At 74.6% G+C, this 23,012-nt stretch carries 18 protein-coding genes; 10 read left to right on the forward strand and 8 right to left on the reverse strand.

Annotation, left to right across the window (positions count from 1 at the left end; translation table 11 throughout):
• Nucleotides 1-137 precede the first annotated feature (137 nt).
• Nucleotides 138-2,033: a hypothetical protein gene (locus ACIBBA_RS16575; protein ID WP_396698256.1), complete on the reverse strand. Its 1,896-nt coding sequence runs from the start codon at nucleotides 2,031-2,033 to the stop codon at nucleotides 138-140.
• Between the two features lie 92 nt (nucleotides 2,034-2,125).
• On the opposite strand from ACIBBA_RS16575, the gene ACIBBA_RS16580 reads away from it, so the two are divergent.
• Nucleotides 2,126-3,466: a PQQ-binding-like beta-propeller repeat protein gene (locus tag ACIBBA_RS16580; protein WP_396698019.1), complete on the forward strand. Its 1,341-nt coding sequence runs from the start codon at nucleotides 2,126-2,128 to the stop codon at nucleotides 3,464-3,466.
• Nucleotides 3,463-4,755 (forward strand): PQQ-binding-like beta-propeller repeat protein, encoded by a 1,293-nt coding sequence (locus tag ACIBBA_RS16585; protein WP_396698021.1) that lies wholly within the window; start codon nucleotides 3,463-3,465, stop codon nucleotides 4,753-4,755. The genes ACIBBA_RS16580 and ACIBBA_RS16585 overlap by 4 nt, the downstream gene beginning before the upstream one ends.
• Before the next feature lie 51 nt (nucleotides 4,756-4,806).
• Here the strand turns inward: ACIBBA_RS16585 and ACIBBA_RS16590 are convergent, their stop codons facing one another.
• Nucleotides 4,807-6,036, reverse strand: a complete 1,230-nt coding sequence (locus tag ACIBBA_RS16590; RefSeq protein ID WP_396698023.1) for a C39 family peptidase — start codon at nucleotides 6,034-6,036, stop codon at nucleotides 4,807-4,809.
• Between the two features lie 149 nt (nucleotides 6,037-6,185).
• On the opposite strand from ACIBBA_RS16590, the gene ACIBBA_RS16595 reads away from it, so the two are divergent.
• The 3 genes from ACIBBA_RS16595 (at nucleotide 6,186) to ACIBBA_RS16605 (ending at nucleotide 8,707) form a co-directional block, all read left to right on the forward strand.
• Entirely contained in the window at nucleotides 6,186-6,854 is a 669-nt protein-coding gene (locus ACIBBA_RS16595) for a response regulator transcription factor (RefSeq protein WP_357053343.1), read from the forward strand.
• Entirely contained in the window at nucleotides 6,851-8,086 is a 1,236-nt protein-coding gene (locus ACIBBA_RS16600; protein ID WP_396698025.1) for a sensor histidine kinase, read from the forward strand. Before ACIBBA_RS16595 ends, ACIBBA_RS16600 begins: the two co-directional genes overlap by 4 nt.
• Before the next feature lie 210 nt (nucleotides 8,087-8,296).
• Complete coding sequence (locus ACIBBA_RS16605) at nucleotides 8,297-8,707, forward strand: VOC family protein (protein ID WP_396698027.1); 411 nt, start codon at nucleotides 8,297-8,299, stop codon at nucleotides 8,705-8,707.
• Between the two features lie 100 nt (nucleotides 8,708-8,807).
• On the opposite strand, the gene ACIBBA_RS16610 is transcribed toward ACIBBA_RS16605, so the two are convergent.
• From ACIBBA_RS16610 to ACIBBA_RS16625, 4 genes are all read right to left on the reverse strand, one after another.
• Nucleotides 8,808-9,908, reverse strand: a complete 1,101-nt coding sequence (locus ACIBBA_RS16610) for a hypothetical protein (protein WP_396698029.1) — start codon at nucleotides 9,906-9,908, stop codon at nucleotides 8,808-8,810.
• A gap of 178 nt (nucleotides 9,909-10,086) precedes the next feature.
• A complete protein-coding gene (locus tag ACIBBA_RS16615) occupies nucleotides 10,087-12,156 on the reverse strand; it encodes a 3-hydroxyacyl-CoA dehydrogenase NAD-binding domain-containing protein (protein WP_396698031.1) in 2,070 nt (689 codons plus the stop codon).
• Nucleotides 12,153-13,373 (reverse strand): acetyl-CoA C-acyltransferase, encoded by a 1,221-nt coding sequence (locus tag ACIBBA_RS16620; RefSeq protein ID WP_350875191.1) that lies wholly within the window; start codon nucleotides 13,371-13,373, stop codon nucleotides 12,153-12,155. Before ACIBBA_RS16620 ends, ACIBBA_RS16615 begins: the two co-directional genes overlap by 4 nt.
• A gap of 241 nt (nucleotides 13,374-13,614) precedes the next feature.
• A complete protein-coding gene (locus ACIBBA_RS16625; RefSeq protein ID WP_396698034.1) occupies nucleotides 13,615-14,961 on the reverse strand; it encodes an HRDC domain-containing protein in 1,347 nt (448 codons plus the stop codon).
• A 200-nt stretch (nucleotides 14,962-15,161) separates the two neighbouring features.
• Here ACIBBA_RS16625 and ACIBBA_RS16630 point away from each other — a divergent pair, with 200 nt between their 5' ends.
• Nucleotides 15,162-16,649, forward strand: coding sequence for a trypsin-like peptidase domain-containing protein (locus tag ACIBBA_RS16630; protein ID WP_396698036.1), 1,488 nt, complete (start codon nucleotides 15,162-15,164; stop codon nucleotides 16,647-16,649).
• A gap of 154 nt (nucleotides 16,650-16,803) precedes the next feature.
• Nucleotides 16,804-17,745 (forward strand): hypothetical protein, encoded by a 942-nt coding sequence (locus ACIBBA_RS16635; protein WP_396698038.1) that lies wholly within the window; start codon nucleotides 16,804-16,806, stop codon nucleotides 17,743-17,745.
• Between the two features lie 15 nt (nucleotides 17,746-17,760).
• On the opposite strand, the gene ACIBBA_RS16640 is transcribed toward ACIBBA_RS16635, so the two are convergent.
• Nucleotides 17,761-18,333: a DUF3000 domain-containing protein gene (locus tag ACIBBA_RS16640; protein ID WP_350875197.1), complete on the reverse strand. Its 573-nt coding sequence runs from the start codon at nucleotides 18,331-18,333 to the stop codon at nucleotides 17,761-17,763.
• Between the two features lie 170 nt (nucleotides 18,334-18,503).
• On the opposite strand from ACIBBA_RS16640, the gene hemE reads away from it, so the two are divergent.
• Genes hemE through hemQ form a run of 3 tightly spaced genes read left to right on the forward strand, consistent with a single transcriptional unit; the run spans nucleotide 18,504 to nucleotide 21,714 of the window.
• Nucleotides 18,504-19,601 (forward strand): uroporphyrinogen decarboxylase, encoded by a 1,098-nt coding sequence (gene hemE, locus ACIBBA_RS16645; RefSeq protein ID WP_396698040.1) that lies wholly within the window; start codon nucleotides 18,504-18,506, stop codon nucleotides 19,599-19,601.
• Nucleotides 19,602-19,606: 5 nt separating this feature from the next.
• Entirely contained in the window at nucleotides 19,607-21,016 is a 1,410-nt protein-coding gene (gene hemG, locus ACIBBA_RS16650) for a protoporphyrinogen oxidase (RefSeq protein ID WP_396698042.1), read from the forward strand.
• On the forward strand, nucleotides 21,013-21,714 hold the full coding sequence (hemQ, locus tag ACIBBA_RS16655; protein ID WP_396698044.1) for a hydrogen peroxide-dependent heme synthase: 702 nt from the start codon (nucleotides 21,013-21,015) through the stop codon (nucleotides 21,712-21,714). The genes hemG and hemQ overlap by 4 nt, the downstream gene beginning before the upstream one ends.
• Before the next feature lie 239 nt (nucleotides 21,715-21,953).
• On the opposite strand, the gene ACIBBA_RS16660 is transcribed toward hemQ, so the two are convergent.
• Nucleotides 21,954-23,012: a lytic polysaccharide monooxygenase gene (locus ACIBBA_RS16660; protein WP_396698046.1), complete on the reverse strand. Its 1,059-nt coding sequence runs from the start codon at nucleotides 23,010-23,012 to the stop codon at nucleotides 21,954-21,956.

Genomic DNA, 23,012 nt, shown 5'->3' on the forward strand with positions numbered 1-23,012 from the left:
CCGGGCGGGGCCCGGCCGGCCGCGGGCGGGGGGGGTGTGGTGGCCCGCCCCCCCCGGGGTGCGCTGCCCCGGCCCCGCGGGGGGGGCCCCCCCCGGCCGGCGGCCCGCGGCGGGCCGACGGCCAGGTGGGGGACCGGCTAGCCGATCAGGGACCGGACGTCCCAGAGCCAGACGTCGTCGACCCGCTGCGGCGGGCCGAGCAGGCCGGTCATCAACTCCCGCAGCACCGCCTCCCGGGGATGCGCCCCGAGCACCACCACCGACCCCCGCCACCAGCGCAGGTCCTCGACCGCCTGCCGGCGGTTCTCGTCGGTGAGCGGGGGCACCGTGCCGGAGTCCATGGTGGAGTAGATGAGGGTGCTGGTGGGGCGGTTCGGCGCGCCGAAGACGCCCTCGCCCTTCTCGTTCGGGCCGATGAAGTAGCCGCCGGGGACCGGGAACTCCTGCCCGGTCAGCGCGCTCCACCGCAGCGTCGGCAGCCCGTGCACGTTGCTCGGGATCGGCACCGGCACCAGGGTCCGTCCGGCGGGGACGTACGGCCGCCAGCCGCCGGCGGTGATGAAGTGCGGCGGCGGCTCCACCGGCTGGGCGGGCAGCGGCCGGGGCACCAGCGGCAGCACGGCGAGCGTGATCGCCGCGTACCCCACCGGGCGCAGCCAGCGCCGCCCGGTCGACGCGGGCGCGGCGACCTCGGACGAGGGTCCGTCGGCGTCGGTGGGCTCGCCGGTGCGCTGGGCGGGCACCCGCACCCGGCCGGCGGCCGGACGCCCGGCCCGGGACGCCGCGTCCCAGGCCAGCGCGAGCAGCACGCCCACCGCCCCGGCGACCACCAGGGTCAGCCGGGTCGGCATCATCATCTCGACCAGCGGCAGGTCGTCCGAGATGTAGTGCCACGGGCCGTACACCCCGGTCTCCACGCCGCCCAGCCGCACCCGCGGCCCGATCGCCGCGACGCTGAAGACCACGACCAGCACGGCAAGGATCCGGGCCACCAACGACCGGCGGACCAGCAGCACCAGGGCCGCCAGGGCCACCAGCACCAGCGGCCAGCCGAACCAGGTGTTCTGCTCGGTCAGGCCGATGGTCTGCTCGACAGCGGGCTCGCCCGCCACGGTGTCCCGGGCGAAGGTGACGAAGGCGGCCAGGTCCTCGCCCCAGTTGTGGAACACCCCGCCCTGCAACCCCCGGTAGGACTGCGGCCCGTTGAACTGGAACCAGATCGGGTAGGCGGTGAGCAGCAGGGCCAGCCCGCCGCCGACGCCGAGCGCGGCGGCGAAGGGACCGGCCGCGGCCCACGCCGCCCTCGGCCGCTGCACGGCGTACGCCAGCACGATGACCAGGCAGGCCAGCGCGGTCAGCAGCAGCATCTCCTCGTTGATGAAGATCTGGTACGCCACCAGCAGGCCGAGCACCAGCCCGTTGCGTCGCCACCGGCCCGGCTCGCCGAGCCGCAACACCCGCAGCACGATCAGCGGGAGCAGGAAGTTGGAGACGAAGTTGGGCTGCCCGTTGGCGTGGTGCACGATGCCGGGTGCGAAGCCGAGGAAGGCGCCGCCGACGAAGGCCGCCGCGCGCGAGCGCACCAGGTGCCGGGAGAGCACCCAGTAGCTGGTGCCGGCGGTGGCGGCCAGCGCGCCGCCGAGATAGAGCGCGTACATCACCTGCGGGCCGAGCAGCATGGTCAGCGGCGCCAACGGCAGGGTCACCCCGAGCAGCGAGGTGTTGGCCATCATGTTCACCCCGTCCGGGGCGTTCTGCCGGGCCGTGAAGAGCGGGTTCTCCAGGTGCCGCACCGAGTACGCGCCGTGGGCGAAGAGCCACTCGAACCAGCTGTGGTCGGTGGGCAGGTGCGAGGAGACCCGGCCCTGCACGTCTCCCCAGTAGTTGAGGCAGACGAGAACGCCGAGCAGCACATAGGCTCCGAGGGCCAACAGGTCGGCGCGACCCGGTCGGCGTCGGGGCCGCCGCGACGGCCGGACCTCGACCAGGTCGGCTTCGGCAACGGGATTCAGCGAGGGATCTACCACCGGCACAGCCACGACGCGCCATCGTACAGGCGGTAATGCGTCGCATTTGCCGGGCCGGTACGTCCACGGCCGGTTTGCCGGGGGTGTGGTTGCGGTAGGTGACGGAGGGGCAGCGGATGGCGGTCATCGACCTGGGCGAGCTGCGCGAGGGCCCGGCAACGGACGCTTCCGAGCGCCGCCTTCCGCCCGTCGGCCGTCCACTGCGGATCGTCCTGGTGCTGCTGCTCGTGCTGGCGACCGTGGCCGGGGCCGAGTCCGTCGCGGGCCGCGTCAGCGCGGTCCTGCCGGCGTCGCCCACCGCCGAGGCGTTCCTCGCCGGCGACCAGCTGCTCATCTCGCAGCCGGTCCAGGGGTTGACCGACCGCAACCGCGAACTGCTCGCCTACCCGCTGCCCGACCGGGCGACCCGCGCCGCGCAGCGACCCGCGCCGCTGTGGCGGATCCCGCTGCCGTTCACCGGCGAACTCGGGCGGGTCCAGGCCGGCAGCGGCGCGCTGGTCCTCTACGCCGGCGGTCAGGACGGCGAGCCCGAGACGATCGCGCTGGACGCGCAGACCGGTCAGGTCCGGTGGCGGCAGCCCGGATTCGGCTGGCTCGACGCGGCCGGGCGGGTCTTCCTGGAGACGCCCCCCGGCCCCGCTTCGGCGACCGTCCAGATGGTGGACGTCCGCTCGGGTCGTCCGTTCTGGTCGGCACCCAGTACGCCGGCGAGGGGTCAGTTCCGGATCCGGGACGGCGTGATCGACCGGGTCGTGCTGGTCCGGCCGGGGAGCGAGGTGGAGGTGCGCGACGGCCCGACCGGCGACCTGCTGCGCCGTGCCGACCTCGGCCCCGCCGTGTCGTCGGAGGAGCAGCCGATCCAGATGGTCGATGACCTGCTGCTGACCGGCCGCGACCAGGGGGCCCGGCCAACCCCCGGTGACCGGCGGCCGTCGCTGTCCGGGTACGACCTGGACCGGCTTCAGCCGCTCTGGACGGTCGAGCTGGCAACGACGCCATACCTGATGTCCTGCGGGAAGGTGCTCTGCGCCTACCTGCGGTCCGGCGGGATCCAGGCGCTCGACCCGGCGACGGGCGCGGTGCGTTGGAGCTCGTCGGAGTGGGCGTTCGTGCTCGCCGCCGAAGCGGACCGGCTGCTCGTCCTGCGCGAGCAGGAGATCAGCGGCAGGTTCGCGGTGCTGGACGCCGGCACCGGGCGGCTGGTCGCCGACCTGGGTACGTGGCAGCTGGCGTCGTCGAACGACCCGGACGCGCCGATCCTCGGCATCCGGCTGGCCGCGGACGGCCGGCTGGTCGTCGCCGAGCTGGACGTCGCCGCCGGGCGCGCCCAGCTCCTCGACGTGCTCACCGGCGCGGCCGGCAGCTGCCAGGCCGGCCCGGGCACCCTGGTGTGCCGGCGGTTGGACGGCTCGTTCGGCGTGTGGCGGTGGCGGGAATGAGCAGTGGGACGACGATCGAGCTGGGCGAGCTGCGCCACGAACCGGAGCCGGAGGCGCTGCCCCGGCCACCCCGGGACGCCGGCCGGCCGCTGCGCTGCGCGCTGGTGCTGCTGCTCGTGCTCGCCGGCCTCGCGGCCAGCGCCCCGGCGCAGCGCCGCAGCGCGGTGGTCGTGCCGGCCCGGCTCGGTACGGAGGCGTTCGTCGTCGGGGACCTCTTCGTGCTCGTCGAGCCGACCGTCGAGCAGGGGCGGCAGCGGCGGCTGGCCGCCTACCGGCTCCCCGGCGGGGAGCCGGCCTGGCAGGCGCCGCTGCCGGTGAACGGCCGGTTCTGGATGGTCACCGCCCTGGCCGGGACGCTGCTGGTCACCGGCTACGGCGCCACGTCGGACGGCGCGGCCAACGTGACCATGGTGGTGGACCGGGCGACCGGCGCGCTCCGGTGGCAGCAGCCGGGCGGCGCGGTGGAGCTGGCCGACGGCAACCTGCTGCTCGCTTCGGGCGACTGGGACCGGGCCGGCACGCTGCGCGCTGTCGACAGGTGCTGCGGGACGTTGCGCTGGCGCGCCGACGTCGCACCGGGGGAGGTGAACCTGCGGTTCACCGAGGCGGGGGCGGACCGCATCGTCCACAACGACGCTTCCGGCCGGGTCGAGGTGCGCGACGCCACCACCGGGGCGGTGCTCGTCACGGACGACCTGTGGGGTCCGGCGGACGGACGGCCGCAGAGCGTGCAGGTGGTCGGTGACCTGCTGCTCACGATCGGCGGCACGCCGCCGGTGGTCAGCGCCTACGGGCTGGACCGGCTGGAGCGGCGCTGGCGGACGCCGGTCGACCAGGCTCTCTACGCGATGGACTGCGGCCGGGTGATCTGCCTGCAGACCCGTTCCGGCGGGCTACGGACGGTGGACGCGGCAACCGGGCGGCCGGGCTGGACGGACGACCGGTGGGCCTCGGTGACGCCGAGTCACGGCCAACTGATAGCCAGCGCGCAGAGCAGCGCCGGGCCGGGCACCGAGGACCTCAGCCTGCTCGACGCGACGACCGGTCGGGTGATCGGTGAGTTGGGGCGGTGGGATCTGGCCCGGCCGTCCCTCCTGGATGATCCGGTGATCGGGCTGCGCCGGCACCCGGACGGGGGCCTGCTCGTCGCCGAACTGGACCTCTCCACCGGCATGGTCCGGCCGCTGGACGTGCTCACCGACGCCGCCGGGGACTGTCAGACCGGCGGCGACCGGCTGATCTGCCGGCGGCGCGACGGGTCGTACGGGGTGTGGCAGCTGCGCCGGTAGCTCGCGGTCCGGCCGGCTGCGAGGTCGGTGGATCAGCCGGCGCGGGGGCGGTCACCAGTTGGGCTGCGCGGGCGCCGGGGGCAGCGGCACCCCGGGCGGGCGGATGACGTACGCCACCCCGCCGCTGCCGCGCTGCCAGACCCCCTCGAACCGGCCCCGGTCCACCGTCCGCCGCACCGCCTCGTCGTCCGGCGCGTACGGGTCGTTGAGCACCGGGTCCCCGCTCGGGGAGAAGCCGACCAGCACCATCAGGTGTCCCCGGGTGTCGTAGTCGAGCCCGGGCACGTCGCCGACGGTGAACGCGGCGGAGACCACCAGCGGGATGCCGGCGGCGATGAACGCCTCCGCCTCGGCCAGCGAGCGCAGCCGGGTGACGAACGCGTCGACCCCGTGCAGCCCGGCGTACGCCGTGTTGAACGGCCAGTTGCCGGCGCCGGCGTAGGCGTGGTCGAAGCAGTGCCGGGCGGCGTGCACCACCAGTGGCCGGGGTCCGGGCGGGTCGACCCAGGCGTAGCGCTCGGCGGGCGGCGCGGCGTCCCAGTAGGCGAGCACCATCGAGGTGCAGGTGGGGCTGCACCACGAGTCGCCACCGCCACCCCACTGCGGGTAGGTCCCGGCGTGCAGGCGCTGGGAGTACCGGGGCACTTCAAGCACGACCCCGTGGGCGGTGCGTCGCCCGGACTCCGTGGCGGCCACCGGGTCGCGCCGGTCGGATGCGCCCTCCGGGCCGGCCGCCGTGTCCGGGCCGGAGGCGACCGCGCCCACGGTGCGCAGCAGCGGGGTCAGCGTGCTGCCGGCCGGCCGGAGCAGGGTCACCCGCACCTGCCAGCCGGTGACCGTGGCCCCGGTGACGACCAGCGTGTCGGTGGCCACCCGGGCGGCTCCGTCGCGCTGCCCGGGCACCGAGGTCGGCCGTAGCGCCCGGTCGTCGGCCGCCCAGCGGCCCAGCACGTACCAGCCGGTGGCCGGGGCGTCGTCGTGCCAGCCGCGCAGCTCGACCTCGATCCAGCAGCCCTCGGGGGTGAGCGCGGTCCAGGACGGGACCACCTCGCCGACGGCGAAGCCGACCGGCACCGGCGGCGCGGTCCAGCGACCCCACTCGTACCGCCGTTCGTCGTCGTCCGGCCCGGGCCGGGTCGTCGGGGCACCGTCCGGCTCGGCCAGCAGCAGCCCGCCCGCTCCGCCACGCAACCCCTCGGTGGTGCCGGACGCCAGGTCGGCCGGGAGGCGGAACCCGCGGTAGACGATGTCCCGGGTCCGGGGCGGGGCTGCTGCGGTCATGTGCGCGTCCGTCCGTCGAGGTGGCTGGCCGCCGGACAGCATCGCGTAAGCCCGGGGGCTTGGGCAACGGCGAGCGGACCTGCGCGGCGAGGGACGCTGGTTTGGTGGCCGGCACTAGGTTGTCGGGGGTCAGTAGCGAGGAGGCCGGCATGCGGGTACTGGTGGTGGAGGACGAGCGCAACCTCGCCGACGCGATCGCGCGGGGGTTGCGCAAGCGGGGCATGGCGGTCGACGTCGCCTACGACGGCGATGCCGGGCACGAACTGGCCTTCGTCACCCGGTACGACGTGGTGGTGCTGGACCGGGACCTGCCCGGTGTGCACGGCGACCAGATCTGCGCCGACCTGGCCGCCTCGGGCGCGTTGACCCGGGTGTTGATGCTCACCGCCAGCGGTACGGTGGCGGACCGGGTCGAGGGGTTGCAGCTGGGCGCGGACGACTACCTGCCCAAGCCGTTCGCCTTCGACGAGCTGGTCGCCCGGGTGCAGGCGCTCGGCCGGCGGGCCACCCCGGCCGCGCCGCCGGTGCTCTCGGTGGCCGACCTGGTGCTGGATCCCGCCCGCCGGGTGGCCACCCGGGGCGGCGTGCCGGTCGAGCTGACCAACAAGGAGTTCGGGGTGCTCGCCGAGTTGCTCAAGGCACGCGGCGCGGTGGTCTCAAGCGAGGAGCTGCTGGAGCGGGTCTGGGACGCCAACACCGACCCGTTCACCACCATCGTCCGGGTCACCGTGATGACGCTGCGCAAGAAGCTCGGCGATCCGCCGCTGATCGAGACGGTGGTGGGCGCCGGCTACCGCACGGCCGAGGTCGCCCCGTGAGCGCCCCCGCGCCCGGCACCGCGTCGAGCCGGCGGCCCCGGCTGCGGCCGACCCTGCGGCTGCGGCTCACCCTGCTCAACGGGGTGCTGCTGGTCGGTGCCGGCGCGATCCTGGTGCTGCTCGCCTGGCTGCTGGTCCGCGACGCGCTGCGCCCGACCGACGAGCTGCTGCCCGGCACCACCGTGGTGCTCGCCGACGGCCGCGCGCTGGACGCGGCCGAGTGGCAGCGGCAGCTGGTCGACGCGGCGTCCGGCGAGCTGCTGGCCAAGGGCCTGGTGGCGCTGCTGGCGATCAGCGTGGTGGGGGTGGCCGGCGCGTACGCGGTGGCCGGGCGTGCCCTGCGCCCGCTGCACCAGGTCACCGCCACCGCCCAGCGGCTGGGGGAGGCCACCCTGGACCAGCGGATCGGCTACTCGGGGGCGGACGACGAGGTGGCCGAGCTGGCGAAGACCTTCGACGCGATGCTGGACCGGATCGCCGCCGCGTTCGAGGCGCAGAAGCGGTTCGTGGCCAACGCCTCGCACGAGCTACGCACTCCGCTCGCGGTGATGCGGACCGAGATCGACGTGACGCTCAGCGACGACGAGGCGGACATCGCCGAGTACCGCCGGATGGCCACCGTGGTCCGGGACGCCTCGGAGCGGGCCAACGGGCTGGTCGACGCGTTGCTGGTGCTGGCCCGCAGCGAGGCGCAGGCTGGTCGCCGGCTCGGCCGGCGTACCGAGTGCGACCTGGCCACCGGCACCGCGAACGCGCTCTCGGCGATGCGCCGGGAGGTGGAGCGGATCGGGCTGCGGGTGCAGACGTCGCTGGAGCCCGCCCCGGTGGTCGGCGACCCGGGCCTGCTGGACCGGCTGGCCGGCAACCTGATCGAGAACGCGGTCCGCTACAACCACCTGCACGGGCGGCTCTGGGTGCGGACGGGCTCGGACGGCGCGCGTTCCTGGTTGGTGGTCGGGAACACCGGCTTCGAGGTCGATCCGGCGGACGTGCCGGGGCTCTTCGAGCCGTTCCGGCGCGGCGGGCGGGAGCGTACCGGCGCCCGCGGCTCCGGCCTGGGGCTCTCCATCGTCCGGGCGGTCTGCGACGCGCACGGCGGCACCGTGCAGGCGGTCGCCCAGCCCGGTGGCGGCCTTGAGGTGACGGTCACCCTGCCGTCGGCCGACGTCGTTCCGGCGGTCGCCGTGCCGGTCGAGGGGCGGGGCGGGGCGGAGCCGGCCACCGGGCACTGACCCGCGGCCAACAGGGGTTGCGGGCCGCCGGCGGTTGCGGGCCACGGGGGTTGCGGGCCGTCGGCACGGCTGCGAAGATCGTCGGCGTCAGCCTGACGACCGAGAGGGGGTGTGACTGATGTCCACCATGACCAGTCCCGCGCCCCGCGCCGGCCACCGCTGACCCTGCCGGCACTGCGGAGCGCGGTCATCCAGCTCGAAGGAGCGACCGTGAGCGCACGGATCCACAACATCGGCATCGACTGCCACGACACCTACGCCCTGGCCGGATTCTGGGCCCAGGTCTTCGAATGCCCCCGCCAGCCCGACGACTTCCCCGGGGACCCGGAGGCCATGCTGCTGCCGCCCGGTGGTCCGGAGGTGCTCTTCCTCGCCGTACCCGAGGACAAGGTGGTGAAGAACCGGCTCCACCTGGACCTGGAACCGACCGACCGAACCCGGGACGAGGAGGTCGAGCGGCTGCTCGCCATCGGCGCCACGCAGGTCGCCGACCACCGCCGGCCCGACGGCTCGGGGTGGGTCCTCCTGGCCGACCCGGAGGGCAACGAGTTCTGCGTGCTGCGCAGCGCCGCCGAGCGAGCGGCGACGCCGGCTGCCACGGCGGCGCCGGCTGCCGAGTGACGCCGGCTTCGTGACCGGCTCGACCCACGAGCGCGGGACGGCCTGACACGACGGGGCCCCTGCCACCGGGTGGTGGCAGGGGCCCCGTGTCGGCTCCGGCTCAGCCGCGCTTCTCGATCTCGCCGCGCATCGTGACGAAATCGGCCTTGGCCTTCTCGGCGGAGCTGAAGAAGACCACGACCGCGCCGACACTGCCCTTGTCGGCCCAGACGCAGACGCCCAGCGGCGCGCTCTCGGCCTTGCCGTCGCCACAGCGGGCCTCGCCGCCCAGCGGACCAGCCTCCACCGGGGTCATCTCCTTGACGCCGAGCTCGGTGCCCAGGCCGGTGACCACGTCGTCGAGTTCCTTCTTCGGATCGGCCATCAGCCCGGAGACACCGATCACCATCACCAGGTCCTGCTTGGCCGGGTCGCCGTAGAAGGCGCCGACCGCGCTCGTCTCGTTCTGCGCCGTCTTCTTCATCTCGGCGACCATCTGGTCGGAGAGCGACTTCAGCTCCGGGTCGGTGATCTTGGGTCGCCCGGCGAGCGTGGCCGGGGCCTCCACCCGGGTCCTGCTCGCCTCGACGCCCTCGCTCACCTCGTCCTTGAGGCCGAACCAGGCGACGGCGGTCCCGCCCAGGCAGAGCACAAGCACCACGGCGACCGCGATCAGGATGATCCGGCCGGTGCGGGACTTCTTCCTCGGCGGCGGCTGGACCGAGCCGGCCGGGTCACCGTACGTCTGGCCGGGCTGTCCTCCGAAGCCGTCCTGCTGCTGCGGCGGGTAGCCACCGGGCTGCTGGGCGGGCGGATAGGTCTCCGGCTGCCGCTGCGGCGGCGGGTAGCCCCCCGGCTGCTGCGACCCCGGGTAGCCCCCTTGCTCGCCCGGGTATCCGCCCTGCTGCGGACCCGGGTATCCGCCCTGCTGGGGACCGGGGTAGCCGCCGCCGCGCTGCGGTTCCGGGTAGCCGTGCTGCTGCGGTCCCGGATAGCCGCCCTGTGCGGAACGGCCGCCCTGCTGCGGCCCGGGGTGGCCGCCCTGCCCGGGGTAGCCCCCCTGCTGTGGTCCGGGGTGGCCGCCCTGTCCGGGGTAGCCCCCCTGCTGCGCCGCGGGGTAGCCGCCCTGCTGGAGCGGGGGGTAGCCGCCCGGCTGGCGGGGCGGTGGGTAGGAACCCTGCCCGGAGGGCGGGGGGTAGGAGTCGTCGGGCGGGTAGGACATGGGTCAGCTCCTGTCGAAAAAGCAGAACGGGTGATGTTAGCCAGCCAGGTGCCCGTGCCGCTGTCCCTGAACGCCAGTCGTCCGCCGGATCCGCCGCCGAGCGCAGAGACGATCGCGGGGGCCGGCGACGTCCGTGGGACGCTGCCGGCCACCGCGATGTCGGGGGAGCGGGGTGGGATCAGGCGCGCAGGCTCGCCGCCCCGCGCGGCAGGAACCGCTGGCCGGTGACCCTTTCGGCGGTGCCGGTCCGGTCCAGGTGCGGCGTGACGCCGCCCAGGTGGAACGGCCAGCCGGCGCCGAGGATCATGCACAGGTCGATGTCCTGCGCCTCGGCGACGACGCCCTCGTCGAGCATCAGCCGGATCTCCTGGGCCAGCGCGTCGAGCGCGTTCTGCCGTACCTGCTCGGCGGTGAGCGGCTGGTCGCCGACCACGAGCAGCTTGGCCACTTCCTCGTTGATCCGGTCGTCGACCACGATCGGCTGACCGGAGTCCGCGATCCGCTTGAGGTTCTCGCTCACCCCGAACCGGTCCGGGAACGCGGCGTGCAGGGTCCCGCCCACGTGGTACGCGACCGCCGGGCCGACGAGCTGGAGCAGGGCGAGGGGGCGCATCGGCAGACCCAACGGGTCCAACGCGCTGTTCGCCACGTCCAGCGGAGTGCCGGCATCGACGGCGGCGAACACCGTGCCGAGGAAGCGGGTGAGCAGCCGGTTGACCACGAACGCCGGGGCGTCGGAGACCAGCACCGAGGACTTCTTCAGCTGCTTGCCGATCGCGAACGCGGTGGCCAGCGTGGCGTCGTCGGTCCGTTCGCCCCGGACGATCTCCAGCAGCGGGAGCACCGCGACCGGGTTGAAGAAGTGGAAGCCGACCACCCGCTCCGGGTGCTCCAGCTCCTCGGCCATGGCGCTGACCGAGAGCGAGCTGGTGTTGGTGGCGAGCACCGCCTCCGGCTTGACGATCTTCTCCAGCTCGGCCCAGACCTGCTTCTTGACGGCCAGGTCCTCGAAGACCGCCTCGATGACGAAGTCCGCGTCGGCGAAGACTCCCTTGTCGACCGACCCGCTGACCAGCCCGTACAGCTTGGCGGCGGTGCCCTTGTCCATCCGGCCCTTGCTGACGGCCTTCTCGATCTGGGTGTGCACGTAGCCGACGCCCTTGTCCACCCGGGACTGGTCCAGGTCGGTCATCACGACCGGCACCTGGAGGCGGCGGGCGAAGAGCAGCGCGAGCTGGCTGGCCATCAGGCCCGCGCCGACGATGCCGACCTTGGTGACCGGGCGGGCCAGGCTCTTGTCCGGCGCGCCGGCCGGCCGCTTGGCCCGCCGCTGCACCAGGTCGAAGGCGTACAGGCCGCTGCGCAGCTCCTCGGAGAAGACCAGGTCGGCGAGGGCTTCGTCCTCGGCGGCGGTGCCGGCGGCGAAGTCCGCGTCCTTCGCCGTCTCCAGCAGGTCCAACGCCTTGTACGCGGCCGGAACCGCGCCGTGCAGCCGCTGGTCCAGGGTCTGCCGGGCGAAGTAGAGCACGCCCGCCCACATGTCCTTGTCGACCTCGGGCCGGGTCACGGTGACCTCACCGCGCACCACCCCGGCGGCCCACTCCAGCGAGCGCTCCAGGAAGTCGGCCGGCTCCAGCAGCACGTCGGCGATGCCCAGCTCGGCGGCCTGCTTCGGCTTGAGCATCTTGTTCTGCATCAGCGGGTTCTGGATGATCACCTGGGTCGCCGCCGGGATGCCGATCAGGTTCGGCAGCAGCTGGGTGCCGCCCCAACCGGGGATCAGGCCGAGGGAGACCTCGGGCAGCGCGAGGGCCGCCGCGCCCCCGGAGAGCGTCCGGTAGTGGCAGTGCAGCGCCAGCTCCAGGCCACCGCCCATCGCGGCGCCGTTGACGAACGCGAAGGTCGGCACGGTGCTGTCCTTGAGCCGGGCGAAGACCCGGTGGCCGAGCCGGCCGATCTCCAGCGCCTGCGCGCGGTCCGCCAGCAGCGGCAGGCCGGTGATGTCCGCGCCGACGCAGAAGATGTACGGCTTGCCGGTGACCGCGATGAACGCCGGGTCCGCCGCGAGCGCCGCGGTGATCGCCTCGTCCAGGCTGGTCAGCCCGGCCGGGCCGAAGGTGTTCGGCTTGGTGTGGTCGAAGCCGTTGTCCAGGGTGATCAGGGCGGCGGGGCGGTCCAGGCCCGGCACGGCCACCTGGCGCAGCAGCGCCCTGGTGACGACCTCGTTCGGTGCGGCGAGCGCGCTCACTTGTTGCCCTCCCCCTGAGCCGGCTTGCCGGACTCCGTCCAGTGCGGGTTCTCCCAGATCACGGTGCCGCCCATGCCGATACCGATGCACATGGCGGTGAGGCCGTAGCGGACCTCGGGCTGCTCGGCGAACTGCCGGGCGAGCTGGGTCATCAGCCGCACCCCGGACGAGGCGAGCGGGTGCCCGATGGCGATCGCGCCGCCCCACTGGTTGACCCGCGGGTCGTCGTCGGCGATGCCGAAGTGGTCCAGGAAGGCGAGCACCTGCACGGCGAACGCCTCGTTCAGCTCGAAGAGGCCGATGTCGTCGATGCTCAGGCCGGCGATGCGCAGCGCCTTCTCGGTCGACGGGATCGGGCCGACGCCCATAACCTCCGGCTCCACGCCGACGAAGCCGTACGAGACCAGCCGCATGGCGACCGGCAGGCCCAGCTCGCGGGCGGTCGCCTCGTCGGCGAGCAGGCTCGCGGTGGCGCCGTCGTTCAGGCCGGCCGCGTTGCCCGCGGTGACCTTGCCGTGCGGGCGGAACGGGGTCTTGAGAGTGGCGAGCTTCTCCATCGAGGTGTCCCGGGGCGCCTCGTCCACCGTGGCCAGACCCCAGGCGCCCTCGGCGTCGCGGATCGAGACCGGCACCAGGTCGTCCTGGAGCTTGCCGTTGGCGTACGCCTTCGCGGTCTTCTGCTGCGACGCGAGCGCGAACGCGTCGGTGCGCGCCTTGGTGATGTGCGGGACCAGGTCGTGCAGGTTCTCCGCGGTGGCGCCCATGACCAGTGCGGACGGGTCGACCAGCTTCTCGGCGATGATGCGCGGGTTCGGGTCGACGCCCTCACCCATCGGGTGGCGGCCCATGTGCTCGACGCCGCCGGCGATGGCGATGTCGTACGCGCCCATCGCGATGCCACCGGCCACAGTGGTCACCGCGGTCATCGCGCCGGCGCACATCCGGTCGATGGCGAAGCCGGGCACCGTCTTGGGCAGACCGGCCAGCAGGGCGGCGGTCCGGCCGATGGTGAGGCCCTGGTCGCCGATCTGGGTGGTGGCGGCGATCGCGACTTCCTCGACCCGCTCCGGGGGCAGCTGCGGGTTACGGCGCAGCAGTTCGCGGATGCAGCGGATGACCAGGTCGTCGGCGCGGGTGTTGGCGTACATGCCACCCGCCTTGCCGAACGGGGTACGGACGCCGTCGACGAACACGACATCCCGGACTTCACGGGGCACTTGAGCCTCCTCTTCGACCACATGTCGGCCGCGGTGCCGGCAGGCGGCACCACGAACCGAACGAAGGTCGCGGCACTGGCGTTTCCCTCGGATGCTACTCGCCAGTAACCAACCCCGACACCACCCCCCGTGTGGCCCACCCCACACCAAGCCCCAACCGCGCCCCGGGCCTGGCCGCGCGGTCTGCCGATCATGAGGTGGGCGGCGACTTCGATCTACAGAATCGCCGCCCACCTCATGATCACGTGGTGGGTTCGGATGGTGGGGGTGGTCCGGGGTCGGTCAGGGCGGTGGCCAGGTCGGGGTTGAGCAGGCCGATCTGCCATTCGCGGGCGCCGAAGCCGCGCAGCGTCTCGGCCACCGTCTCCTCGGTGACCTCCTCCGGTGGCACCCAGGCGAGCCGGCGCACCGAGTCGGGGGCGATCAGGTTCTCGGCGGGCAGGTTGTGCGCGCCGGCGATCCGCAGCACCACCTCCCGGCACCGGGCCAGCCGAGCCGCGGCCACCGGGTCCCGCTCCGCCCACCGGTGCGGCGGCGGCGGACCCTCGACCACCGGGGCGACCGGCAGCGCGTCCTCCGGCAACTGCCGTGCGTCGTCCAGCGCGGAAAGCCAGGTACGCGCCAGTCGACGGACCGAGCGGCCGCCGAAGCCGGGGAGGGTGAGCAGGCTCTGCTCGTCCTTCGGATCAAGCTCCGCCGCGGCGATGATCGCCGAGTCGGGCAGCACCCGGCCCGGGGCGGCGTCCCGTCGGGCGGCGATCTGGTCGCGGGCGTACCACATCGAGCGGACCCGGGCCTGCGCCCGCGCCCCGCGTACCCGGTGGATGCCGGAGGTGCGACGCCACGGCTCCGCGCGGACCCGTGGCGGACGGGCGCCGGTGCGTACCAGCGCGGCGAACTCCTCCGCCGCCCACGCCGACTTGCCCTGCCGGGTCAGCTCCTCGTCGAGCGCGTCGCGCAGGTCGGTGAGCAGTTCCACGTCGAGCGCGGCGTAGGTCAGCCAGGACTCGGGCAGCGGTCGGTTCGACCAGTCGGCCGCCGAGTGGTGCTTCTCCAGGGTGAATCCGAGCAGCTGCTCGGTCAGTGCGGCCAGGCCGACCCGCTCGAATCCGGCCAGCCGAGCGGCCAGTTCCGTATCGAACAATCGGCGCGGTCGCAGCCCCACCTCGGCCAGGCAGGGCAGATCCTGGCTGGCGGCGTGGAGCACCCACTCGGCCTCGCCGATCGCCTCGTCGAGCGTGGTCAGGTCGGCCAGCGGCAGCGGGTCGATCAGCGCGGTGCCGGCGCCGGCGCGGCGCAGCTGCACGAGGTAGGCGCGCTGGCTGTAGCGGTAGCCGGAGGCTCGCTCGGCGTCCAGCGCCACCGGGCCGCTGCCCGCGGCGAAACGGGCTACGACCTCGGCGAGTTCCTCCGGTGTGGCCACCGGTTGCGGGGTCCCCTCGCGGGGAGCGGTCAGCGGCACGGGCCCGCCGGAAGTCGGGTCGGTCCCCGCGTCCGCCGGCTCCGGCTGGGCCGACGGCGGGTGGTGCGGTTCGTTTCCCGTACGGCTTTCGGCGGCCCGACGGCGCAGGGGTGGTTCGTCGGTCACCTGACAACCCTAGTGCGCGACACGATCCGGCGGGTGCAGCCGGTCCGGAGTGTGTCGGTCGGGTGGCGGAAGATGGCTGTTCCGGAGCGGACATCGGGGAAGACAAAGCCCGTTCGCGCCGGTACGGTCCATCGAGCCGCCGGCCAGGGTCCAGGTGACCCGGCGGCGGCACGGGCGTCAACGGGGAGGACGTGGCGATCATGACGGCTGGCTACGGTTCGGCTGGCTACGGTTCGGCGGACGGGGCACCGGCGGACGCCGGAGCCGGCGACGCCGGCACGGCGGCTCCGCCGTCCGGCCGCCCGGGGCCGCTGCCGCCACGGATCGAGCCGGTGACCGCCGGCTCACCCTGGCCGGCCCAGCCGGCACCCGGCGCGCCGTTCCCCGCCTCGGGTCAGCCCGGCGCGCCGTCAACTGGCTTCGGGCAGGCCGGTGCGTCTCCGATCGCCGGTCAGCCGGGCGTACCCGCGCAACCGACCCCGCGCGGGGCCGTTCCGCCAGCATCCGCCCCGGCCCCCTCCGGCTGGTCGACCGCCGATCAGCCGACCCCGTCCGGCGCCGGCGCGCACCCACCGGTCGTGCCGGCCGCCCGGGGCGGCTGGTCGTCCCCGCCGAACACCGGGCCGTGGGGCGGCACCGCCGCACCGGCCTCCGCCCCGCCGGGCTTCGCTGCACCGGGCTTCGCCGCGCCGACCTCCGCGGCGCCGGGGTTCGCCCCGACGCCCGGTTCGGCCCCGCCCGGCGGCCCCGCCACCGCGCCGCCGGTAGGCCCCGGCCCTTCCGCGCCGTTCGGAGCGCCGCAGTCGAGCACCCCGCCGGCCGGCTCCGGCTACCCGGCCGGTCCCGCCTGGCCGGCGGGTGGGCCGGCCTACCCGATGCCGCCGGGCGCAGTGCCGCCGGTCCGCCCCCGCCGCCGGCGCTGGCTCACCCTGACCGCCGTGCTGGTCGTGCTGGTGCTGGCCGGGCTGGCCGGCTTCCAGGCCTATCAGATCGACCGGCTCACCGGCCGGCTCGCCGACACCGACCGCCAGCTGGCGCGGGCCCAGAGCGACGACGGCGCCCGCTTCGACGGCCTGGAGCAGCGCGCCGAGGCGCTGGAGAAGCAGGCCGGGGCGACGTTCAACCCCGAGGCGGTGGCCAGCGCCGCGCTGCCCAGCGTGTTCCGGGTCCGCGCCGGTCAGTTCACCGGCACCGCCTTCGCGATCGGGAAACCGGCCGCCGGCGGCGGGACGAACCTGTTCACCAACTTCCACGTCGTGGAGGCGATCTGGGAGAGCGGCGGCCGGCAGGTCTTCCTGGAGCGCACCGACCAGCGTTTTCCGGCCACCATCGTCAAGGTCGACAAGACCAACGACATCGCCCACCTGCGGACCACCGGCAAGTTCACCGGGCTGGTCGCCGCGTCGACCGCGGTGAAGTCCGGCCAGCAGATCGTGGTGGTCGGCGCGCCGCTCGGGCTGGAGGACAGCGTCACCACCGGCGTGGTGAGCGCGTTCCGCAAGGCCGAGCCCGGTGGCCCACCGGCGATCCAGTTCGACGCGCCGATCAACCCCGGCAACTCGGGCGGCCCCGTGATCAACGGCAGCAAGCAGGTGGTCGGCATCGCCACCGCCAAGGCACGTGACGCCGAGGGCATCGGCCTCGCTGTTCCTATCAAGACCGCCTGCGACGGCTTCAAGATCTGCTGATCGGCGCCGCGCGAGAGCCACCCCCACCGCGGCCGTCTCCGGTCGCCGCACCGACACCCGTCCGGGTCGTACCACCCGGGCGGTACCTGGCCGTACCACGTCCGGTCCGTCGCGCCTGCCCGGCGTCGGGCCAGCTCACCTGGAGGAAAGAAAGATGTCCCAGCCACCGACCGGGCCGCAGGGCTTCCCGTCGGCGTACCCGGCGCAGCCGCCGGCCGCGCCCGGTCAGCCGGCGCCCGCCGGCACCCCCTATCCGCCGCGGCAGCCGCACCCGCAGTACGGCACCGGCCAGCCGGCGCCGCAGCAGCCCGGCGGCTACGGCTCTGCACACCCGGAGCCGCCCACCGCGCCGACCGTCCCGTTCTCGGCCCCGCCCGCGGACCCGTACGCGGCGCCGACCACCGCGTTCCCGACGGTCGCCGCGCCGGGCGGGTACCCCGCGCCCGCCAGCGCCCAGCCGATGTCCGCGCCGCCGGTCTCGGGTCCGGCCTATGGGCAGCCGATGTCCGCGCCGCCGGTCTCCGGTCCGGCGTACGGGCAGCCGATGTCCGCGCCGCCGGTCTCCGGTCCGGCCTACGGGCAGCCGATGTCCGCGCCGCCGGTCTCCGGTCCGGCCTACGGGCAGCCGATGTCCGCGCCGCCCGGCGCCGTCCCGCCGTACGGGCCGACCGCCCCGACCGCCGGCAAGGCCCGCCCGGTGTTGATCCTGGCCCTCGTGGCCGGTCTGCTCTTCGTCCTCGGCGGCGTGATGACCGGCCTGTACGTCACCAAGAGCGGGGAGCTGGAGCGGACCGAGCAGCGCCTCTCCGGTCAGGTCAGTGAGCGGGACGGCACGATCGCGGCTAACACCAAGGAGATCGAGAAGCTCCGGGTCGACCTGCAGGGCATGCAGGACAAGCTGGCCGACACCGAGCAGGACCTCACCGGTACCCGCAACGACCGCGACGAGCAGGCCCGGCAGAAGAAGGTCATCGCCAGCTGCCTGGACAAGCTGACCACCGCGCTCGCCGCGGCGTCCGCCGGCAACCGCAGCGAGTACGAGAAGGCCACGAAGGGCCTGAACAAGGTCTGCGACGAGGCCGAGAACTACCTCTGAGCGGCCGACCCGGGGTCAGGCCGCGCCGGCGGGGCGACGCTCCGGCAGCGCGGTCACCCCGGGCGGTGGCAGCCCGGCCGTCGAGGCCAGCAGCGCGCACCAGGCCATCAGGTGCGGGGCCAGGTCGTCGTCGACCGGCGTCCAGGAGGCGCGGATCTCGACGTCCCCCGCGGCGGGCGGGCCGGCCAGATCGCCGAACCGGGTCGACATCGTCTGGGTGACCGTCCCGCCGATGGCCCGGTGGCCGGCGTCCTGGGCCTCCAGCGCGTCGGTCAGCCACGTCCAGCCCACGCCCGGCAGCAGCGGGTCGGCGGCCAGGTCCGCCTCCAGCTCGGCGGTCACGTAGGTGACCAGCCGCAGGGTGCCCTGCCACGCCTCGTGCCCGGCCGGGTCGTGCAGCAGGATCAGCCGCCCGGTGGAGACCTCTTCCCCGTCCCGCAGCACGCTGGCAGAAAGCGCGAACGCGTAAGGGGCGAGCCGCTGCGGCGCGCCGACCTCCTCCAGCACGATCTCCGGTCGGGGCGCCGCGGACCGGAGCCCGGAGACCGCGCGGGCGAAGGTCTCCGGGAGCGCGATCGGGGGGGCCATGCCGGCAGCCTATGCCGCGCCCTCGCCACCGCCGGGACGGCGCGCCGACGCGGGCGGCGTGGCCCGTGCCACCACGGCGGGCGGTCGCCGTCGAGCGCGCCGGGCGGGACGGGTCACAAAGCGGGGCGGCGGCCGTTGGGGGCGCCCCCGCACGTGGCACGATTGCCGCGATGAGCACGGACACCACGGGCACCGCCGCCCGAGACGGAGAATCCGCCCCCGCCGGACCGGGCGACTCGCCCTTCGTCCGGGCCTGCCGGCGTCAAGCGACCCCGCACACCCCGGTCTGGTTCATGCGCCAGGCCGGTCGCTCCCTGCCGGAGTACCGGAAGATCCGGGCGAACGTGGCGATGCTGGAGTCCTGCCGTCGCCCCGAGCTGGTCACCGAGATCACCCTGCAGCCGGTGCGTCGGCACGGGGTGGACGCGGCGATCCTGTTCAGCGACATCGTGGTGCCGCTCGCCGCGGCCGGGGTCGACCTGGACATCGTGCCCGGCACCGGTCCGGTGGTGGCCGAGCCGGTGCGCGGCGCCGAGGACGTCGAGCGGATCCGCCCGATCAGCCGAGACGACGTGCCGTACGTCGACGAGGCGGTCCGGTTGCTCGTCGCCGAGCTGGGCGACACCCCGCTGATCGGCTTCGCCGGCGCGCCGTTCACCCTGGCCAGCTACCTGGTCGAGGGCGGGCCGTCGCGGACCCACGCGAAGACCAAGGCGCTGATGTACGGCGACCCGCAGCTGTGGCACGCGCTCTGCGCCCGGTTGGCCGAGGTCACGCTGGAGTTTCTCCGGGTCCAGGTGTCGGCCGGGGTCTCCGCGGTGCAACTCTTCGACTCGTGGGCCGGCGCGCTGTCCGAGGCGGACTACCGCCGCTACGTGCTGCCGCACTCGGTGACCGTGCTCTCCGGGCTCGCCAACGCGGGTGTGCCCCGGATCCACTTCGGGGTGGGCACCGCCGAGCTGCTCGGCGCGATGGGCGAGGCCGGCGCGGACGTGGTCGGCGTCGACTGGCGTACCCCGCTGGACGTGGCGACCCGCCGGGTCGGCCCCGACAAGGCCGTGCAGGGCAATCTCGACCCGGCCGTGCTGCTCGCCCCGTGGCCGGTGGTCGAGGCCGAGGTACGGCGGATTCTGACCGAGGGTCGGGCCGCGCCGGGACACGTGTTCAACCTCGGCCACGGCGTGCTGCCGGAGACCGACCCGGAGGTATTGACCCGGGTGGTCGCGCTGGTGCACGAGCTGACCGCCGGCCAGGCCGACCGGGGCTGAGCGACATGCAGCGGCCCTGGCGGGTGGCGGTGGTCGGCGGCGGGATCGCCGGGCTGGCCGCGGCCGTCCGGTTGCGCGACCGCGCCCCGGCCGGCACCGAGATCACGGTGTACGAGCAGTCCGGCGCCCTCGGCGGCAAGCTGCGCACCGGAGAGCTGGCCGGTCAGCCGGTGGAGTTCGGCGCGGAGTCCTTCCTGATGCGCGACCCGGCCGGCGGCGAGTCGGCCGCGGTGGCGTTGGCCCGCCGGCTCGGGCTGGCGGACCGGATCGTCCACCCCACCGTCGGGCAGGCCGCGCTCGCCGTCGACGGCGGGCTGCGGCCGATCCCGGGCGGCACCCTGGTCGGCGTACCCGGTGACCTGGCCAAGGTGACCACGGTGGCGACGCCGGCCGCGGACGCCGACCGGGACGACGGCCGGCCGCTGCTCGGTCCGGACGAGGACGTGTCGGTCGGCGCCCTGGTCCGGTCCCGGTTCGGCGACGAGGTGGTGGAGCGGCTGGTCGACCCGATGCTGGGCGGGGTGTACGCCGGCCGCGCCGACGATCTCTCCCTGGTCACCACGATGCCGGCGCTGGCCCGGGCGGGCCGGGTGGAGCACACCCTGGTCGCCGCGGTCCGCGCCGCGCAGGCCGCCGCGCCCCGCGCACCGGGCGCCCCGGTCTTCGGCACCCTGGTCGGCGGGCTCGGCACCCTGGTCGAGGCGGCGGAGCGGGAGAGTGGGGCGACGATCCGCCGAGACGCGGCGGTCCGCGAGCTGCGCCCGACGCCGACCGGCTGGCGGCTCACCGTCGGCCCGACCCGGGATCCGGAGCACGTCGACGTCGACGCCGTGGTGCTCGCCGTGCCGGCCCGGCCGGCCGCCCGGCTGCTCGCCGGGCCGGCCCCGGAGCTGTCCGGCGCCGTGGGCGGGCTGGACTACGCCAGCGTCGCGCTGGTGACCCTGGCACTGCCCGCGCCGGAGCTGCCCGCGCTCTCGGGTTTCCTGGTGCCGGGCACCGAGGGCCTGCTGATCAAGGCGGCCACCTTCTTCACCACAAAGTGGGGGCATCTGCGCCGCCCCGACGGGCTGGCCCTGGTGCGCGCCTCCGTCGGCCGGTACGGCGAGGAGGCGCAGCTGCAACGCCCGGACGAGGACCTGGCGGCCACCGTGCACCGCGAGCTGTCGGCGGTGCTCGGCGCCCCGCTGCCCGCACCGGTCGACGGGCACGTGCAGCGTTGGGGCGGGGCGCTGCCGCAGTACCCGCCCGGGCACACCGACCGGGTGGCCGGCGTCCGGGCCGCGCTGCGGGCCGGCCACCCGACCCTGGCCCTGGCCGGCGCCGGCTACGACGGGGTCGGCATCCCGGTCTGCGTCCGCTCGGGTGAGACGGCGGCCGACGAGATCATCACTGCACTGGGAGGATCGGCGACATGACGGAGCAGAGCAACGCGGCCCGGCTGCGGGAGCTGAACGAGAGCATCCGCTACACGATGTGGTCGGTGTTCCGGGCCAGCAGCCCGCTGCCGTCCCTGCGGGACAACGTGACGGACGAGGTCGAGGGGCTCTTCGCGGAGCTGGCCGGCAAGGACGTGGTGGTCCGCGGCACGTACGACCTGGCCGGCCTGCGCGCCGACGCGGACCTGATGATCTGGTGGCACTCGCCGTCCAGCGACGCCCTGCAGGACGCGTACCTGCGCTTCCGCCGCACCACGCTGGGCCGGGCGCTGACCCCGGTCTGGTCGCAGATGGCCCTGCACCGGCCGGCCGAGTTCAACAAGAGCCACATCCCGGCGTTCCTCGCCGGCGAGGAGGCCCGCCACTACATCTGCGTCTACCCCTTCGTCCGCTCCTACGAGTGGTACCTGCTGCCCGACGCGGAGCGGCGCGAGATGCTCGCCGAGCACGGCAAGATGGCCCGCGGTTACCCCGACGTGCGCGCCAACACGGTCGCCTCGTTCGCGCTCGGCGACTACGAGTGGATGCTCGCCTTCGAGGGCGACGAGCTGCACCGGATCGTCGACCTGATGCGTGACCTGCGCGCCTCGGCCGCCCGTCGGCACGTACGCGAGGAGGTCCCGTTCTACACGGGGCGCCGCCGGTCGGTCGCCGACATCGTCAACTGCCTGGTCTGACGACGAAGCCGGCCCAGATCAGGACGCAGGCCAGCACGGCGGTCCGCCTCGGCAGTGACCGGAGGACGTCCGCTCGGGCGGGCAGCCGGTCGTCACCGTCGAGCCGCCTCCGCGTCATGACCGCCAGCCGCAGCTGGTCGGCGCCGCACTCCGTCGCCCCGTTTCGCGCCGGCACCGGGCCGGCCGGGGCCGCGCCCGGAGGGAGTGGGACGCGACCCCGGCCGGGGATCCGATGGAGGTCAGCCGGTTCCGGTGCAGGTGAGCGCGGGTGCCGGGTTGCTGCCGCTCCACGAGCCGAGGAAGCCGAAGGTGGTGCTCGCCCCGGCCCCGAGGCTGCCGTTGTGGCCGACGTTGCGCGCGGTGACCAGTGACCCGGTGGTCGAGACGGTCGCGTTCCAGGACGAGCTGATCTGCTGGCCGTTGCCGTAGGTCCAGCTCACCGACCAGCCGCGCAGCGCCGAGCCGCCGGCGGTCACCTGGACCTCGCCCTGGAAGCCGCCCGGCCACTGCCCGGTGACCCGGTACGTCGCCGTGCAGGCCCCCGCCGGCGGCGGGGTGGTGGGCGGGGGCGTGGTGGGCGGGGGAGTGGTCGGCGGCGGGTTGGTCGGTCCGCCGGAGAAGTCGACGTCGCTGCACAGGTAGTAGGACTGGTCCAGGTGGCTGGCCTGCCAGATGGTGTAGACGACGTGCCGGCCGGTACGACCCGGCGCGCTGGCCGGAATCTCGATCGACACCCCGCCCGTCTCCGGCTTCCACTGGGACGCCGGGGTGTTGCCGATCTGGCCGGCCAGTTCCAGGTCGTCCCAGCCCGGTGGCTCGGTGAGCGGGTTGAAGCCCTGCCGGGTCACGTACACCCGGATGTAGTCGGCGCCGTGGCTGGCCTGGTCGAAGAAGCGGACCCGGAAGTTGCTGGCGACCGGGCTGGTCTTCCAGGCGCCGACCGCGTCCAGGGCGTTGTAGCGCCCGCTGGCGGTGCGGCCGCCGCTGCACAGTTGGCCGTTCGGGATGGCCGCCTGGTGGTTGCCGGCGACGCCCTCGCGGAACAGGCCGTTCCAGTTCCACATGGCGTTCGGGTCGGCCTGCCAGGCCTGCCAGCACATCGGATCCTCGGTGGCCATCCGGGGATTCTGGAAGTCGCTGCCCCAGCGTTGCCAGCAGCCGTAGTTGCGGGACGCCGGGTCGACCACCGACCCGTGTGCCGAGACGGGTCTGGCCAGGGCGGTGGTCAGCAGCAGGATGGCGGTCGCCGCGACGGCGAGCAGCCACAGGATGCGGTGTGATCGGAGTGCAGTGGACAC

This window comes from Micromonospora sp. NPDC051006 (assembly GCF_044456245.1).
Lineage (GTDB): Bacteria > Actinomycetota > Actinomycetes > Mycobacteriales > Micromonosporaceae > Micromonospora.

Excerpts from the sequence above, each read along its gene's own strand:
- ACIBBA_RS16585 (WP_396698021.1), top strand. The coding sequence starts at position 3,463 with ATGAGCAGTGGGACGACGATCGAGCTGGGCGAGCTGCGCCACGAACCG.
- ACIBBA_RS16590 (WP_396698023.1), bottom strand. The coding sequence starts at position 6,036 with ATGACCGCAGCAGCCCCGCCCCGGACCCGGGACATCGTCTACCGCGGG.
- ACIBBA_RS16595 (WP_357053343.1), top strand. The coding sequence starts at position 6,186 with ATGCGGGTACTGGTGGTGGAGGACGAGCGCAACCTCGCCGACGCGATC.
- ACIBBA_RS16610 (WP_396698029.1), bottom strand. The coding sequence starts at position 9,908 with ATGTCCTACCCGCCCGACGACTCCTACCCCCCGCCCTCCGGGCAGGGT.
- ACIBBA_RS16630 (WP_396698036.1), top strand. The coding sequence starts at position 15,162 with ATGACGGCTGGCTACGGTTCGGCTGGCTACGGTTCGGCGGACGGGGCA.
- ACIBBA_RS16635 (WP_396698038.1), top strand. The coding sequence starts at position 16,804 with ATGTCCCAGCCACCGACCGGGCCGCAGGGCTTCCCGTCGGCGTACCCG.
- ACIBBA_RS16640 (WP_350875197.1), bottom strand. The coding sequence starts at position 18,333 with ATGGCCCCCCCGATCGCGCTCCCGGAGACCTTCGCCCGCGCGGTCTCC.
- hemE (WP_396698040.1), top strand. The coding sequence starts at position 18,504 with ATGAGCACGGACACCACGGGCACCGCCGCCCGAGACGGAGAATCCGCC.
- hemG (WP_396698042.1), top strand. The coding sequence starts at position 19,607 with ATGCAGCGGCCCTGGCGGGTGGCGGTGGTCGGCGGCGGGATCGCCGGG.
- hemQ (WP_396698044.1), top strand. The coding sequence starts at position 21,013 with ATGACGGAGCAGAGCAACGCGGCCCGGCTGCGGGAGCTGAACGAGAGC.